Origin of the sequence: Paucibacter hankyongi, assembly GCF_037482915.1 — a bacterium.
Taxonomy (GTDB): Bacteria; Pseudomonadota; Gammaproteobacteria; order Burkholderiales; family Burkholderiaceae_C; genus Paucibacter_A; species Paucibacter_A hankyongi.
Window position 1 is genome coordinate 657,520 of the sequence record NZ_JBBHJX010000001.1, and the last position, 14,824, is coordinate 672,343.

Here is a 14,824-nt window from a genome sequence, read left to right on the forward strand (position 1 = left end):
CGGCTGTGGCGCGTCCCGCGCCGGGCTTCAGATTACAGAGCACAAACGGGCGTACTCAGGCGTGGATATCCAGCAAGGTACCGCTGGCTTGCAACTGGGTCTGCAGCACACGCAGATTGGCCACAAAGGCGTAGGTGGCTGTCTTTTGCGTGGCCATATCGGCCTCGGCGGCATTGCCGACGGCATTCACCTGCCGTAGCTGGCCCTTAACGCCGCCCGACTCCAAGGTTTGGGCCTCCACCTGCTGACGGCGGAAGTCGCTAACCCCGCTATTGGCAATATTGCTGGCCGAAGCGCGCAGGCGCTCGTTGGCAACCGAGATTCCGGACAAGGCGGTGGACAGGCCGATGGACATGGCAAAACTCCGAACTGCTGGCGAATGCCTGGATTGTTCCCAGGTCATCGGCAGTCGGCGCCAGAACTTTAGAAAAGAAGGGCTTTATCCCGTCATTTCCTCACGCATTGCGGGTTTACCCCTTGAGCGCGCGTCCATCCATGCCCGCACCAGACGCATCAACCGGCCAATTCCTCGTATCCGCCGGCCGAGATAAAAACGCGCACACTGTCGCCACCGGCCGCCTTGGCCTCGGTACAGGCCAACTCAGCGGCGCCGATCACGGCGTCTACGGTTTCCAGCGTCGACTGGATCTGTACGACCCCGACACAGGCCTTCACACGGGTGCGATGCAAGCCCCAGCGCAAGCGATAGGCGGCGATGCCGGCGCGCATCTTTTCGGCCACGATTTCGGCGTAATGCTGGTCGCAGTTGGGCAGCAGCACCGCGAAATGATCGTTTTCCAGCCGCGCCACCAGATCGGAGGCGCGCACCTTGGTCATCAGCAACTGGCCCAAGCCGTAGAGAAAATGGTCGCCAACCTCGCCGCCCATGGCCGCCACCACCTCGGTGAACTTGTCCACATCCACCCACAGCACCGACACCGGCTCATGGCGGCGGCTGCCGACGTGCTCGGCCAAGCGGCGTTCAAATTCGCGCCGATTGGCCAACTCGGTCAGCGAATCATGCTTGGCCGTCCAGGTCGGCTGCATGCGCTGCTGGCGCGCCAGCGTCACATCATCGAGCAGCCAGAGCGACTCGCCGGCCGGTGTATCCCAATGCACCGGCGTGGCCTGCAAGCGGCCCCAAAAGCGGCTGCCATCGCGGCGCACATACTCAAACTCGTCGTCCAAGGGTTTACCGCTCAAAAACGCAGCACTCATACGCTCTTGCACCGACTGTTGCGCAGCATCAGAGACATAGACCACCCGGGCGGCTTGGCCGACCAGATCGGTCTCGTCACCATGGCCGAACAAGTGGTTGAAATGCTCGCTGACCAATTCGAAGCGACCGTCCTTGACGAACCCGACCGCCATCGGCGCGCGCACCATCAAGGCCCGCATACGGGCGGCAATCACCTCGCCCGCATCATCGGCGTTGACTTCTGACTTGGCTTGCATCTGCTACTCCTTTGTCGGTGGGCTCACCGATTGTTCACTATCGCAGGTGTAACCGGTTCAGCTCGGTATGGATACCCCGAACTGATCGCCGAAACCTGTCCTATTCTTCCACGCACGTTGGGCGCCTCATTTTTCCTGCGCGCAAGGCGCGGGCGTGAGCATGCCGGCCGCCAATTTTTCGGCTTCGCTCAAGGCGCTGCCCCGATCGACCACCACACGCCAAAGCCCCGGCGCCTCTTGGCGCCACACCGAATTGAAACGCCCGATTGCGTCCCCTTTGGGACCACGCACCAGGCCACTGGAGTGCGCAAGGCTGCCATCGGCCGCCACAACCACCTGATCCGGCGCCCAGCTGAAGGGCGCCGAAGTTCCTTGGAAAAAGGCTCGCCAGCCATCCACCACGGCGGCACGGCCGCTCAAGACCTGCTCTCCACCAAAGAACAAGGCATGCTCGCCCAGATATCGCTCAAAGGCCTGCAAATCACGCTGGACCATGCTGGCGGCAAAGCCACATTCGGCCTCGGTAACCTGGGCCTGCCAAGTTTGCTGATCAGACATGCGCGAAGTTCCCTGGATCACCGGCGCCGCAAAAACTGACGTTGCGGCCCAACACAAGAAGGCAAGAAGCCCAAAGCAGGCAGTGCGGCGCATGTTTGAGGGATGGGCCCCGTTGGATTCACTCTGCATCTTGTGCGGCCATTTCCTGCCTCCCGATATCTCTTCAAAGCAAGACTACCCCAAGCCCACGGGGACATCAATCCGCAGATATGCTGTCGAGGCATTCGCCGGACTGTTGGACGGGATGCCGAACGAGCCCAACCCACGCCTCTTCAGTCATGCCCTCACGCCGCAACACCTTGTTGACCTTGGCCGCAGCCTCACTGAGCTGGCGTAGCGGCGCGGCAACCGAGCGGGCCGAGCCTCCGCCCATCCCCTCTGAAAACTCACGCGCCACGAGTGCGGCCGCCACGCCACGCAGCAGCGCCCCGCTGCGTTTGTTAACGACCGAATACGCGCCTTATATGAGCAGCACAAGCGGCGATGGCGGTGCGGCTTTGGCCATCGGCCGTGCCGCGCTGGAGCGTGCCGGCATCGCCGCCGAGGTCTTGTTCAGGCCCTGGGCCCGCGTGATTGCGGAGACCGAACGGGGCGAGTCGGACGGCATTCTCGGTGTCTGGTTCGAGCCCAGCCGAGAGCGTTACCTTGCCTATACCCAAGCGCTGGGCGTGAGCAACCGCATCGGCTTCATGGCACGCGCCGGCAATGCAATCGTGGTGGATGACCTGAGCCGACTGAGTCAAATAGCGGGCTTGCGCATCGGCACCGTGCGCGGCTACGCCAACCCGCCGCGCTTTGAGCAGATCGGCTTCACCACCGACTTAGCAATCGATGATGCAACCAATCTGCGCAAACTGCTGGCGGGCCGAATCGATCTGGTCTTGATCGACAAGGGTGTGGCTTTCCATTTGCTGCAAACCCAACTGCGCGAGGCCGCGCCGCGCTTTCAGTGGCTGGAGCCCGCCGTTGCCGACATGCCGCTGCATATGGCACTGACGCGCAATCGCCCAGACTTTTCGGCCCTGCTGGGCAAAGTCAATCGCGGTTTGAGCGAACTGCGCGACAGCGGCGAACTGGCCATGATCCTCAAACGCAGCGCCTACTGGATATAGGGCCCTGTCGCCCCCGTTGCACCGCCCTGACGCGGGGATTCACACCATCGGCGCGATTTGTTCGGCGTAGTCGTACAAGGCCGCGAGGATGTCTTGGCCGCGCTCATCGGCCGAATCGTTGAGTTGATCGATTTGGTCAAAAAACGCCGCCAGCGTTTGTGCCCCACCCTCGCCCTCATGCAGGCGCGCGCCGCAATGCGCTTGCCAGCGCTGCTGCTCGGTGTCACTCAAACTATCTGGCCAGTTGCGGGCTCGGAAACGGAACACCAATTCATCCAAGCGTGCATCGGCGAAGACCAGCCTCCCCTCCGCCGCACGCTGAGCCATCTGCTCGGGGCTCATCGCACGCAGGCGCTGCAGGGCTCGGCGGTCATCAGGGCCAATGAAGCCGCCATACAGGTCCTCGTCCACATCGGGCGCAGCGCTGGGCTTGTCGCGTTTGAACACATCACCCCACAAACCATCCAATAAGCGGCCGCGCTCCATCAAGGTCTGCGCATGCTGCATGCCCTGCGCCAGGTCCAGACCCCAGCGTTCGGCCATGGCGGGGCTGAGCGTCTTCAAGTTCCCGATCACCACCGGGGACTTGTTGATGTGGATGGTCTTGATCGGCAGCCGGCTCTGCCCCTCCGGCAAGTCCTCTTGCTTGACGAACAGACGGGCGCGAATCTCGGCCGCGTTCAGGGTCAGCAATTCGGTCGGATCGCAGGCCAAGTCCCACACGATCAGCTCGTTCTTATTGCTCGGATGCGGTGCCAGGGGCCATACCAAGGCGAGGCAACCACGCTCGGGGCCGTACATGCCGGAGATATGCAAGAAGGGTCGCCCCACGCCGATCTCGGCCCAGACCGCGTCCTTTTTGCGCAGCTTCAAGCAGAACTCGAACAACTTCGGTTGTGCCGTCTTCAGCAAGCGCGCCAAGGCGATGGTGGCGCGCACATCGCTGAGCGCGTCGTGCGCGGCCTCATGGACCAAGCCATTGGCGACGGTCAGATGTTCAAGTTTGAAGGACGGGCGGCCATCCTCATGCGTGGGCCATTGAATGCCCTCCGGACGCAGCGCATAGGCGCAGCGCACCACATCCAAGATGTCCCAGCGCCCGCATTCGTTTTGCCATTCGCGCGCATAGGGGTCGATCAAGTTGCGCCAGAACAGATGTCGCGTGACCTCATCGTCAAAACGGATCGAGTTGTAGCCCACGCCGACCGTGCCGGGCTCGGCCAAAGCCGCTTCGATCGCCGCGGCGAATTGATGCTCGGCCACACCTTGCTCCAAACAGCTTTGCGGCAGGATGCCGGTCAGCAAGCAAGCCTCGGGGTCGGGCAGGAAGTCAGGCGCCGGCTGGCAGTAAAGCATCACCGCTTCGCCGATTTCATTCAGGTCCGCATCGGTGCGCAGGCCGGCAAACTGAGCCGGCCGATCTCGGCGTGGCACGCGGCCGAAGGTTTCGTAGTCGTGCCAAAAAAATGTCATCTCGTTCATGGTCGGCACGATACCGCATCAAGCGCAGCTCAGCCCGCGCCATCCCCTTCAAGACACGGCTACATCTGCTTGAATAGATGCGTGTAGCTTTCGGCCACCAGCAGCGACTCGGGCCGCTCCTTCAACTTCAGATGCAGGCGGCCGCGAAAGTCGCGCGAGGCTGCCGCAATGGCCGCCACATTGACCAAGGTGGCGCGGTGAATCTGCCAGAACTGCTGCGGGTCGAGTTCCTCCAACAACTCCTTCAAGGGCTTGCGGATCAGCGCTTCGGCATCACGCAGCACCACGCGGGTGTATTTGGTGTCGGATTGAAAGTACAGCACCTCGTCCACCATCAAGAGCCTCAAACTCTGGCCGACCGAGGCATTGATCCACCGAAGCGGTGGGCGCTTGACAAACTCGTCTGCGCCAACTGAAACAGCTGCCGCAACCGCTGGAGCGGGCTCTGGCAGGCGACCCAAGCCTGCCGCGCTTAGGCCGCCCCCCGCCCCCGCTTGCATGCGTTGCTTCAGCCTTGTGATGGTGGTGAACAGTCGCGGCACCGACAGCGGCTTGAGCAGATAGTCGATGGCCCCGGCCTCAAAGGCCTCGATCGCATGCTGGTCATAGGCGGTCACAAACACGATGTGCGCCCGCGACCCCTGTGCCGCGAGTTGCTGGGCCACCTCCAAACCTGTGACGCCGGGCATGTGAATGTCCAGAAACACCAGGTCGGGGTCTTGTTCGGCCACCAGTCGCAAGGCGGCGATCCCGTCCGGCGCCTCGCCGACGATTTGCAAGTCCGGCCAGAGCTGCGCCAAGCGCTCGATCAACTCCTGCCGCAAGGTCAGCTCATCTTCGGCCACCACGGCGCGCACGCTGGCTTTCATCGTCTTCGCTTCCATTTCAAGTGTTCAGAAATGTTCAAGTCAGCACAGGCAGCTCGAGTTGCCGCGTCACATCGGGCTGACCGGGCCCCTGACTCAAGGCCAGGCTCAGCTGCAGCGACTGCACGTCAATCGCCGGCCGCAGCGTCAGTTTGACAAGACGGGGCGTCGCTGCGGTGCCCGCGCAATCGGCAAGCATGCCTTGTAAGAGCGGCAGCAAACGACCCGCGGGGACGCGCAAGGCTACCGCCTCGGCGGGCCCCTCCTGCACAAAGCTGGTGTGCCGCTGCTGCAGCGCATCTTGCAGGGCTATGTAGCTGCGCAGCAACTCGAACTCCTGAGACAGCAGGCTGCCGCGCTCACGCAAGCGTGGCAAGGCCTGCCGCAAATAGTCGATCAAACAGGTCATCTGGTGGCTGGCCAGTGTCACCTGCGTGGGCTCGTCACTGGCATAACCCCGCTCAAGACACACCAAAGCCTCAAACAAAAACTGCGGATCAAGCTGGGCCTGCAAAGTCGCCAGGCGCGACGCCACGGCGGCTTGCGCTAGCCGCCCCTGCTCGTCCTGTATTTGTCGCAAGGCCGCCTGCTGCCGGCTGCGCCGCGCCAACATCTCCAACAAGGCCGCCATCAATCCGCCGGTGACCCAACTCAGCAAGGCCATGCCCAACATTTGGCGCCAGCTAGGTGCCAGCATCAGCGAGATGGCACAAGGCTCGCATTGCGCTTGCAGCATATCGGGCCAAGGCATCAGGAGCATCAGCCCTTGCAGTAGCAAGGCGCCCATGCCCGCCCCCAGCAGGGAAGCCCCAATCAAACGAAGCAGTCGCAAGGGGTGGTCCGGCGCGCTACGGTCGGCAGGCAACCAGAACAAGAAAAAGACCAGCGCCAGGAACAAGAGCTGCATCCAATGCAGGAGGATGAACACCAAGGGCCGGGACTCGTCGCCGAAGTCGACCAAGGGTCCCAGATCCTCGACGCCCAGAAAAAGCACAAAGAGCAGCAAGAGGCCGAGTTCTCGCCAACGCCAGGAGCGCCAACTGGTCCAAACATGGGCCATCATGCCGACCTCTCCGCCCTAGCGGGCCAATCCATCGGCAGCGGGCAACGCAAGCGCACCAACAAGCCATGCGGCTGAACCGGTTCTAGCTCCAAAGCGGCCTGCGGCCCAAAAAAGGCCTGCAGTCGCGCCTTGGTATTGGCCAGACCCACGCCGGTGCCGGCCGCGCCATGCAAGGTCTGACCTTGGCCGAATCCGCAACCGCTGTCCTGCACATCCAGCACCGCCTCGCGCCCGCGGCCACCCGCGTGGTGCAGCCGGGCGAGGATCTTGATCGTTCCGCCCTCCGGCAAGGGGCCCACACCATGCTTGATAGCGTTTTCCACCAAGGTCGCCAAGACCAAGGGCGGCAGCATCAATTCACGCAAAGCGGGGTCGGCCTCGATGTCAAAGCGAAGCCGCTCGCCCATGCGCATCTGCAGGATGCGCAGGTAGTTGCGCACCAAATCCAATTCCTGGGCCAGACTGCTTTGCGACTCGCGCATAGCGGGCAGCGCCGCCTGCAAATAGGCAATCAGACTGGACAGCATCTCGCGGCCCCGGCCGGGCGTCGTTTCCAGCAGACGGCGCGCGGTCGCTAGGCTATTGAACAGAAAGTGCGGCTCGATCTGAGCGTTCAATACCTGCATCTGCGCTTCCATCTGCTGGGTACGCAGCGCTTCACGCTGACCCCGGGCTTGGGCAAGGCGTTGCTGCGTGGCGCCCTCGTCGATCAGCAGCCGCAGCAAGGCATAGGCTAGCCCCGCAAAAAGGCTGTAGAGCGCCAAACGGCTGAAGAAAAACCCCCAATAAAAAGGCTGCGGCCCCCAGATCAGCTGCAACAGGCCATGTCGAAGGAACAGCGCCAGGGCGGTGGCCAGTACAAGCGCCAGCCCACGCCACGCCCATTCATGGCGACGTTCGGGCCACAAAGTGCGGCGCCACGCCAACAAGGCCTCGGTGATCGCCGCGGCCACCAGCAGGCCGAACACCGGCAACAAGCCCAAGGGCAGCAGGCGAAGAAAGGCGCCGGCACGCTGCCACAGATCGGCGTCAGCGTCACTCAGAAACCAGGTCAGGCCGCGCGCCACAGCGATCAGCATGCCCAGCCCCAGCATGGCCGCGACCACACGCAAATTCATCACCGAAAAGAACGCCGCGCGCATCGCCTGGCGCGGAGGGAGAGCCAGGCTCATCGAGCAAGGCCCCGCGCTGGCCGCAATACCGCAATCGAAGCCTTCACTTGAATCCCTCCGCACCAGCCGCCTGTGGCCCCAAAACTATTGGAGCCTGCAGCATTGTTGGGCGGCCAGGCCGCGGCGACCAGCAGCAGGCGACCAAACCGGCCAGGTGGCGACGAAACAGGCCCGTCCCGGGCTGAACTATCCAAAGCCTTGTGGTGGTCCAGGTGCAAGCGCAGAGTCCGGCCCTGAAACCGGCGCCCATTAGGCCTCAACTCTTTTTACTCAAGCCCATGCGCGCTATCGTCGCACGCTCGGCCTCAAACGCGCGCTGCGCATAACGGCCGTAATCCTCGGTGCTCATATAGAGCGCGGGCTGATAGAACTTCTCCAAGGTTTCTTGCACCTTGGGATCCTCCAGCGTCTTTTTAAATGCCGCATGCAGCACCCGCACTACCGCAGGGTCCATGCCCTTGGGGCCACCGATGCCAAAAGGTGAATCGCAAATCGTGTCCCAGCCGCTTTCTTTGACGGTCGGCACCTCCGGGAAGGCCTTGTAACGTTCACGACTCAAGGTGGCCAAAAAGCGCAGCTTGCCGGCGCGCACATGCGGCACAAACTCCAGCGTGCCGCACATCAAAGGAATATGCCCGCCCAAGATGGCTTGCGTGATCTCGGCCGAGCCCTTGAAGGGCACATCCTGGGCTTTGAAACCGGCCAATTCGGCAAACTCCTCAAAGGCCAGATGCGGGGTTGTGCCGGTCCCTGTATGACCATAAGTCAGCCGCCCCGGATTGGCACGTGCCCAGGCGACCATTTCCTTCAAGGTCTTGAACGGCGCATCCAGGGTGGCAGCCAAGCCAAAGGTGTAGCCGCTCAAACCGACGATATGGGTCAGGTCTTTGACCGGATCGAAGGCCATCTTCTGCATATGCGGCAGCCGGTAAACCGCCAGCGGCAACTGGGTCACGGTGTAGCCATCTGGCTTGGCCAGCATCATCTGCGTGGCGCCCAGGGTGCCGCCCACACCAGCACGGTTTTCGACGATCACGGGCACACCCAGGGTCCTTGAAGCGCTGTCGCCAAAGGCCCGCATCACGGCATCACTGGCACCGCCGGCCGGCCAAGGACAGATCAAAGTGATGGGCCTGGAGGGGAAGCGCTCCTGGGCGGCCAGATTGGAAACAAGCGGGGCGGCCAAACCGGCGCCTAACAAAGCTCTGCGTTGCATGGTTTTCTTCAAACTCCGAAATTTGATACCGCGGGGCCAGCCATTCAGACCTTGCGCGAAGCCCCGAGCGCCGCGGGCACAGGCCGCCATAATCGCAGCTTTGCGCACCCTCACTCACACCACTTTTCAGCCAGCCCATTGGCGCGAGACCGCACTTGAAGAAAAAACTGCTGATGTTGAGCGCCGCGGCGCTGTGTGTGCTCGTCCTGTTGCTGGGCGTGGCCACCGTCTTGGTCTATCCCACGCTGCCCGATATTGCCGAGCTGAGCGACTATCAACCCAAGCAACCACTGCGGGTCTACACCGCGGATGAAGTCTTGATGGGCGAGTACGGCGCCGAGCGCCGTAAATACCTGCCGCTCGAGCAAATTCCCCAGCAAATGCAAGATGCCTTGCTGGCCATCGAAGACCACAAGTTTTACGAGCACAGCGGGATTTACCTGCAGGGCGTGGCGCGCGCCGTGCTGGCCAATTTGTTTCGGCCACGCAGCCAAGGTGGCTCCACCATCACACAGCAATTGGCCCGCACCGTCTATCTGACCAAGAAGAAGGTCTACACCCGCAAGTTTGTCGAGGTGCTGCTGGCCATGAAGATGGAAAGCCAGTTGAGCAAGCAGCAGATTCTGGAAATCTATATGAACCAGATCTACCTCGGCCAACGCGCTTATGGCTTCGAGGCCGCCGCCGACATTTACTTTGGCAAGTCGCTCAAGCAGCTGAACTTGGCCGAAACCGCCTTGCTTGCCGGCCTGCCGCCAAACCCGGCCTATGCCAACCCGGTGGTCAACCTGGACCGCGCCAAGCGCCGCCAGGGGGTGGTGCTGAACCGCATGCTTGAGCTGGAAGTGATCACGCAGGCGCAAGCCGATGCGGCCCGCGCCCAAGAACTGCACATCCGAAGCGCGCAAGACAGCCGACTGCACGCCGAATATGCCGCCGAAATGGCGCGTCAGGTCGTGCATGCGCAGTTCGGCGATGAGGCCTACACCCGCGGACTGAAGGTCTACACCACCTTGATTTCCGCCGAGCAAACCGCCGCCTACAAGGCCTTGCGTCGCAGCCTCTTGGACCTGGAGCGGCGCAAGCCCTACCGCGGCCCCGAAGGCTATGTCGAGTTGCCCAAAGACGCCGCCGAGCAAGACGCAGCCATAGCCCAAGCCCTGGCAGACCACCCCGATCTGGACGAGTTGCGCGCGGCGGTGGTCACCGAGGTCAACAAGGGCCAGCTGCAGGCCAGCCTGCAAAGCGGCGAAGACCTGACGATCAGTGCTGACAATCTGCGCCAGGTGCAAGCCTTGTTGTCCGACAAGGCCAAAGAGGGCCTACGCATCCGCCGTGGCGCGATCGTGCGCGTCATGCGAGGCCCTGCCAGCAAAGCCGAGCCCAAAGGTGCGTGGGCCTTGGTCCAGTTGCCCGAAGCCGAAGGTGCCATGGTCGCCTTGGAGCCCAGCACCGGGCGCGTCCATGCGCTGGTGGGTGGATTTGACTTCAGCAAAAACCAGTTCAACCACGTCACGCAAGCCTGGCGGCAACCGGGCTCCAGCTTCAAGCCGCTGGTCTACTCCGCCGCCTTGGAGCAAGGGGTTTCGCCGCAAACACTGGTCAATGACGCCCCCTTTGTTCGTGGTGACTGGGAGCCCAAAAACTACGACGGCAGCTTCGACGGACCGATGACTGTGCGCCAAGCGTTGGCGCGTTCAAAAAACATGGTCACCATTCGCCTGATGGAGCTGATTGGCCCGGCCAAGGCGCGCGCCTGGGCCGCACAGTTCGGCCTCGACATTGACAAGCAACCCGACAACCTGACCCTGGCCCTAGGATCGGGCAGCGTGACGCCGCTGCAGATGGCCAGCGCCTACGCCGTCTTTGCCAATGGCGGCCACCGACTGGCGCCGGTGGTGATCTCGCGCATCGTCGACAGCAAGGGCAGCGTGCTGTTCCAGGCCGCCGAAGCCGGCCCCACCGAAGAGAACCGCGCCATCTCCGCCCGCAACGCCTTTTTGACCAGCAGTTTGCTGCAGGAAGTCGCCCGCAGCGGCACCGCCGCGCGCGCTCAGGCCACCTTGAAACGCCCCGACCTTTACGGCAAGACCGGCACCACCAATGACGCGGTCGATGCCTGGTTCGCGGGCTTCCAACCAGGCTTGGCTGCGGTAGTCTGGATTGGCTACGACCAACCGCGGCCACTCGGTGACCGAGAAACCGGCGGCGGCCTGGCCCTGCCGGTCTGGATCGACTACATGAGCGTCGCCCTGAGAAATCAGCCGGTGCGCGAACTCACACCGGTGGACGGCCTGGTGCACAGCGGCGGTGACTGGAGCTTTGAGGAGTTTGCGGGCGATGCCGGCATCAGAACTTTGGGTCTGGAGGCCGGCAACTCTGCGGGATCGGGTCAAGCGGGCCTCCCCTCCCCAGCCGTGGGCACAACCCCGGCAATACCGCCGAACTTGAGCCCCGCAGCATCAAGCGCCACACCTCTATCGCGTTGAGATCCAGATTTCTTCTGAGGACATCCAGAGGCTTGTCCGCTAGCATCGGCCACCGAACCGAAGCGCCCTATCAGGATCAAACCTTGAACCTCAGTCGCCGTCTCTTGCTTGTCTTGTTTCGCCAGTTGCTGCAGTGGCTGTTGATCGGCCTGGGGCCACTGCTTTGGGCCCAGGCCGCCTACGCGATAGAGCTCAATGCGCAAGAGAGTGCCTGGGTGGAGGCGCACCGCCGACAAAGCTTGACCGTGGGCTTTGACCCGTTCTCAGGAATGGACAGCTTCTCGCTGCGCGGCAAAAAGCTGGGCCTGCTGCCGGCCTTGCTGCAGGACATGAAGCAGCAGCTCGGCCTGCAACTGGTACCGGCCGAGGTGCGGAATTGGGACGACGCCTACACGCGCTTTTTGCAGGGAAAGATCGACGTTCTGTATGGCGCTAACGTCACGCCCGAGCGCGAAAAAATCATGCAGTTCACGCGGGCTGCGCAGCGCTATCCCTACACCGTGTTTGCGCGGCGGGATGCCTCGGTGCAAACCTTGGGCGATCTGGATGGTCGGCGCATCGGCTTTCTCGCCAATGACTTTGTCATTGAGCAGCTGCCCAAAGAGTTTCCCAATATCCGTTTCAAGGAAGTCAGCTTCGAAGACCAAGCCGCGGGCCTCCAGTCCTTGGCCAAGGGCGAAGTCGACAGCTTCGTCACGGCCGGCGGAGGGATCGAGCATGAGTTCTTGCATGACTACCCCAGCTTGACCATCGTGGCCGAGCTTCGGTCCATCACTTCGGACATGACGTTTGCGGTGCTCAAAGACCGGCTGATGCTGGCCCAGATCATCAACCGCTACTTGGACCAACGCCAAGCCCACATCGAGTCACTGGCCAAACAGGCCGCTCGCGACTACAGCCGAAAGGTGCTGCGCTTCAGCGATGCAGAACTGGACTGGCTGGAGACCAAAGGTACGGCCGTGGTCGGCGTTGCCGAAGACTATTTGCCCTTCGATTACGCACATGGCAGCGAATACCTCGGCATTGCCGGCGCCACGCTGCAGCGCATCGGCGACATCGTTGGCATTCGATTCAAGGTTGAAAGCGGCAGCTTTGCGCAGCTGTATGAGCAGGCCAAGCGAGGCGAAGTCGATGTGCTCAACCTCGCCAAGACTGAAGACCGTTTGCCCTTCTTCCTGTTCCCACACGCCATCAGCACCGAGCGCGACATCATCATCGGGCTCAAGCGCAGCGGTCAGGTGCAAGACGTCTACGGCTTGGAAGGCAAAACCGTGGCCGTGATTGACGGCTTTTGGCATGAAGAGTACCTGCGCAAGAACTTGAAGAACCCACGCATCATCAAGACCGCCAGCATTCAGGACTCACTCAAGCTGGTGCGCGACGGCGCCGCCGACTATCTGATTGAAAACCCCACTGTGGCCGAGTTCTATATCAACGGCCTGGGCTATAACGATTTGGTCAAGCGGGGCAATACCTCCAAAGACTCCTTCATCTACTTTGGCGTCAATCGCCAACAGCCCGAGTTGGCAGCGATCATGGACAAGGTCATTCCCTTGATCCAGTTTGAGGAGATGAAGTACCTGGGGATGCAATCCGTTCCCAGCCTCGACAACGAGGCGAACAAGCAACTTACCTATATGGTGGCGGCCCTGCTAACGGCCTTGATGCTGTTCTTGGGACTGACCATCTTCATCGTGCGCAAGCTGGTGCTGCAAAAAGCCAAGACGCAGTTCCTGCGCGAGCGTGAGCATCTGCTGTACACCGACGCCTTGACCGGTTTCCAAAACCGCAATGCCTTCAATCAGATGCTGGATGACGCTCAGCAGCGCTTGGCCTATCCGGTCGCGGTGGTGGTGGCCGATATGAACAATCTCAAGCGGGTCAATGACAGCTTGGGGCACGCCGCGGGTGACGCCTTGATTCAGCTGTTTGCCGATTGCGCGCGCAGCCAATGGCCGCAAGCGCCAAGCTATCGCATTGGCGGCGATGAGTTCGTCTTTCTCGTCCCGCAGCGAGACGAATCACAGATCGAGCAAGACCTGGAGGCCTTGCGGCTTCGCTGCCAGAACACGCCGCGTGAGTTGGCCGCCGGTCACTTGGCTCACGCGAGCGCGGCCCTGGGCTATGCCATTCGCCGCTCTGACGAGCAACCGATGGCAGCCTGCATGATGCAGGCCGACACGTCTATGTACGCGGTCAAGGCCCGCATGAAAAAGCGGGCCACCGACTTTCCGCAGGACTGAGCCTGACCCGGTTCAGCGTTTCTTCACCACCACGCTGCCCACCGAATAACCCGCACCGAAAGAGCAGATCACGCCCAAATCACCCGGCTTCAAGTCCGCGCGGTGCTCGTGGAAGGCGATGATGGAGCCGGCCGAGGCGGTGTTGGCATAGGTATCCAAGATCAAAGGCGCAATGTCCGAACCGGCTGCGGCGGCATCACCGACCAGCTTTTTGATCACCAGCTGATTCATGCCCAGATTGGCCTGATGCAACCAGAAGCGGCGCACCTCGGCGGGTTGGTGCTCCAGCTTGGCCAAATGCCCTTCGATATGGGCAGCGGCGATCGGCACCACTTCCTTGAAGACCTTGCGGCCCTCTTGCCGGAAGGTCTTGTCACGCGCCAGCGGATCGCTGTCCTCAGCCCGGTTCAAGAAACCAAAGTTGTTGCGAATATTGTTGGAGAACTGGGTGGCCAAATGGGTGCCCAAGATCTCCCATTGATCGCCAGAAACCGCCAGGTCGGCACGTTCCACCACGATGGCCGTGCACACATCACCAAAGATGAAGTGGCAATCCCGGTCGCGCCACTCCAGGTGCGCCGAGGTGATTTCGGGGTTGACGACCAGCACACATTTGCTGGCGCCCGAGCGCACCGCGTTGTAGGCCTGCTCCAGCGCAAAAGTGGCCGAAGAACAAGCCACGTTCATGTCAAAGCCATAGCCACCGGCGCCCAGCGCTGCTTGAATCTCAACCGCCATGGCCGGATAGGCGCGCTGCATATTGGCGCTGGCGCAAAAAATCGCGTCCACATCGCTGGCTTGTCTACCCGCTGCGGCCAGCGCCTTTTTGCAGGCATCGACGCCGATCTCGGCCATCAAAGACAGCTCTTCATCGGGCCGCTCGGTGAAGCGCGGGTACATGCGCGTCGGATCCAGCACACCGCTCTTCTCGATCACATAACGCTGTTTGATGCCGGAGGCCTTTTCGATGAACTCCACGCTGGAATGGGTCAACGCGACTTGCGTGCCGGCGGCGATCGCGTCGGCGTTCTGCGCATTCTGCAAATCGGCGTAGGCGTTGAAAGCTTCGACCAATTCGGCATTGGTGATGACGTGCGGCGGCTGATACAGGCCGGTGCCACTGATGACGACTGAGTACATGCAATATTCCTTTGAGCCGTTCGGCGGC

12 protein-coding genes are annotated in these 14,824 nt (G+C 61.9%); 3 read left to right on the forward strand and 9 right to left on the reverse strand.

Annotated features, from left to right (window positions below; all coding sequences use genetic code 11):
• Positions 1–55 precede the first annotated feature (55 nt).
• The 3 genes from WG899_RS02825 to WG899_RS02835 form a co-directional block, all read right to left on the reverse strand.
• Entirely contained in the window at positions 56–355 is a 300-nt protein-coding gene (locus WG899_RS02825) for a flagellar basal body rod protein (RefSeq protein WP_263540201.1), read from the reverse strand.
• 158 nt (positions 356–513) lie between these two features.
• Positions 514–1,455: a GGDEF domain-containing protein gene (locus WG899_RS02830; RefSeq protein ID WP_339594092.1), complete on the reverse strand. Its 942-nt coding sequence runs from the start codon at positions 1,453–1,455 to the stop codon at positions 514–516.
• Between the two features lie 126 nt (positions 1,456–1,581).
• The gene (locus WG899_RS02835; RefSeq protein WP_339594093.1) at positions 1,582–2,013 is read right to left on the reverse strand and encodes a YybH family protein; all 432 of its coding nucleotides are present in this window, start codon (positions 2,011–2,013) and stop codon (positions 1,582–1,584) included.
• A 278-nt stretch (positions 2,014–2,291) separates the two neighbouring features.
• On the opposite strand from WG899_RS02835, the gene WG899_RS02840 reads away from it, so the two are divergent.
• Positions 2,292–3,125, forward strand: a complete 834-nt coding sequence (locus WG899_RS02840; RefSeq protein ID WP_339594094.1) for a substrate-binding periplasmic protein — start codon at positions 2,292–2,294, stop codon at positions 3,123–3,125.
• A 39-nt stretch (positions 3,126–3,164) separates the two neighbouring features.
• Here WG899_RS02840 and sbcB read toward each other — a convergent pair whose 3' ends face one another.
• The 5 genes from sbcB to WG899_RS02865 form a co-directional block, all read right to left on the reverse strand.
• Positions 3,165–4,607, reverse strand: a complete 1,443-nt coding sequence (gene sbcB / locus WG899_RS02845; RefSeq protein WP_339594095.1) for an exodeoxyribonuclease I — start codon at positions 4,605–4,607, stop codon at positions 3,165–3,167.
• A 59-nt stretch (positions 4,608–4,666) separates the two neighbouring features.
• The gene (locus WG899_RS02850) at positions 4,667–5,491 is read right to left on the reverse strand and encodes a LytR/AlgR family response regulator transcription factor (protein WP_339594096.1); all 825 of its coding nucleotides are present in this window, start codon (positions 5,489–5,491) and stop codon (positions 4,667–4,669) included.
• A 19-nt stretch (positions 5,492–5,510) separates the two neighbouring features.
• The gene (locus WG899_RS02855; protein ID WP_339594097.1) at positions 5,511–6,536 is read right to left on the reverse strand and encodes a histidine kinase; all 1,026 of its coding nucleotides are present in this window, start codon (positions 6,534–6,536) and stop codon (positions 5,511–5,513) included.
• Complete coding sequence (locus tag WG899_RS02860; protein ID WP_339594098.1) at positions 6,533–7,708, reverse strand: sensor histidine kinase; 1,176 nt, start codon at positions 7,706–7,708, stop codon at positions 6,533–6,535. Before WG899_RS02860 ends, WG899_RS02855 begins: the two co-directional genes overlap by 4 nt.
• A 256-nt stretch (positions 7,709–7,964) precedes the next feature.
• A complete protein-coding gene (locus tag WG899_RS02865; RefSeq protein WP_339594099.1) occupies positions 7,965–8,924 on the reverse strand; it encodes a Bug family tripartite tricarboxylate transporter substrate binding protein in 960 nt (319 codons plus the stop codon).
• A 155-nt stretch (positions 8,925–9,079) separates the two neighbouring features.
• On the opposite strand from WG899_RS02865, the gene WG899_RS02870 reads away from it, so the two are divergent.
• Together WG899_RS02870 and WG899_RS02875 are read left to right on the forward strand one after the other, a co-directional pair.
• Complete coding sequence (locus tag WG899_RS02870; protein WP_339594100.1) at positions 9,080–11,413, forward strand: penicillin-binding protein 1A; 2,334 nt, start codon at positions 9,080–9,082, stop codon at positions 11,411–11,413.
• 83 nt (positions 11,414–11,496) lie between these two features.
• Entirely contained in the window at positions 11,497–13,656 is a 2,160-nt protein-coding gene (locus tag WG899_RS02875) for a diguanylate cyclase domain-containing protein (RefSeq protein WP_339594101.1), read from the forward strand.
• A gap of 12 nt (positions 13,657–13,668) precedes the next feature.
• On the opposite strand, the gene WG899_RS02880 is transcribed toward WG899_RS02875, so the two are convergent.
• Entirely contained in the window at positions 13,669–14,796 is a 1,128-nt protein-coding gene (locus WG899_RS02880; RefSeq protein ID WP_339594102.1) for a beta-ketoacyl-ACP synthase III, read from the reverse strand.
• Between the last annotated feature and the right edge of the window lie 28 nt (positions 14,797–14,824).

Excerpts from the sequence above, each read along its gene's own strand:
- WG899_RS02830 (WP_339594092.1), bottom strand. The coding sequence starts at position 1,455 with ATGCAAGCCAAGTCAGAAGTCAACGCCGATGATGCGGGCGAGGTGATT.
- WG899_RS02860 (WP_339594098.1), bottom strand. The coding sequence starts at position 7,708 with ATGAGCCTGGCTCTCCCTCCGCGCCAGGCGATGCGCGCGGCGTTCTTT.
- WG899_RS02835 (WP_339594093.1), bottom strand. The coding sequence starts at position 2,013 with ATGTCTGATCAGCAAACTTGGCAGGCCCAGGTTACCGAGGCCGAATGT.
- WG899_RS02840 (WP_339594094.1), top strand. The coding sequence starts at position 2,292 with ATGCCCTCACGCCGCAACACCTTGTTGACCTTGGCCGCAGCCTCACTG.
- WG899_RS02855 (WP_339594097.1), bottom strand. The coding sequence starts at position 6,536 with ATGATGGCCCATGTTTGGACCAGTTGGCGCTCCTGGCGTTGGCGAGAA.
- WG899_RS02850 (WP_339594096.1), bottom strand. The coding sequence starts at position 5,491 with ATGGAAGCGAAGACGATGAAAGCCAGCGTGCGCGCCGTGGTGGCCGAA.
- WG899_RS02865 (WP_339594099.1), bottom strand. The coding sequence starts at position 8,924 with ATGCAACGCAGAGCTTTGTTAGGCGCCGGTTTGGCCGCCCCGCTTGTT.
- WG899_RS02825 (WP_263540201.1), bottom strand. The coding sequence starts at position 355 with ATGTCCATCGGCCTGTCCACCGCCTTGTCCGGAATCTCGGTTGCCAAC.
- WG899_RS02880 (WP_339594102.1), bottom strand. The coding sequence starts at position 14,796 with ATGTACTCAGTCGTCATCAGTGGCACCGGCCTGTATCAGCCGCCGCAC.
- sbcB (WP_339594095.1), bottom strand. The coding sequence starts at position 4,607 with ATGAACGAGATGACATTTTTTTGGCACGACTACGAAACCTTCGGCCGC.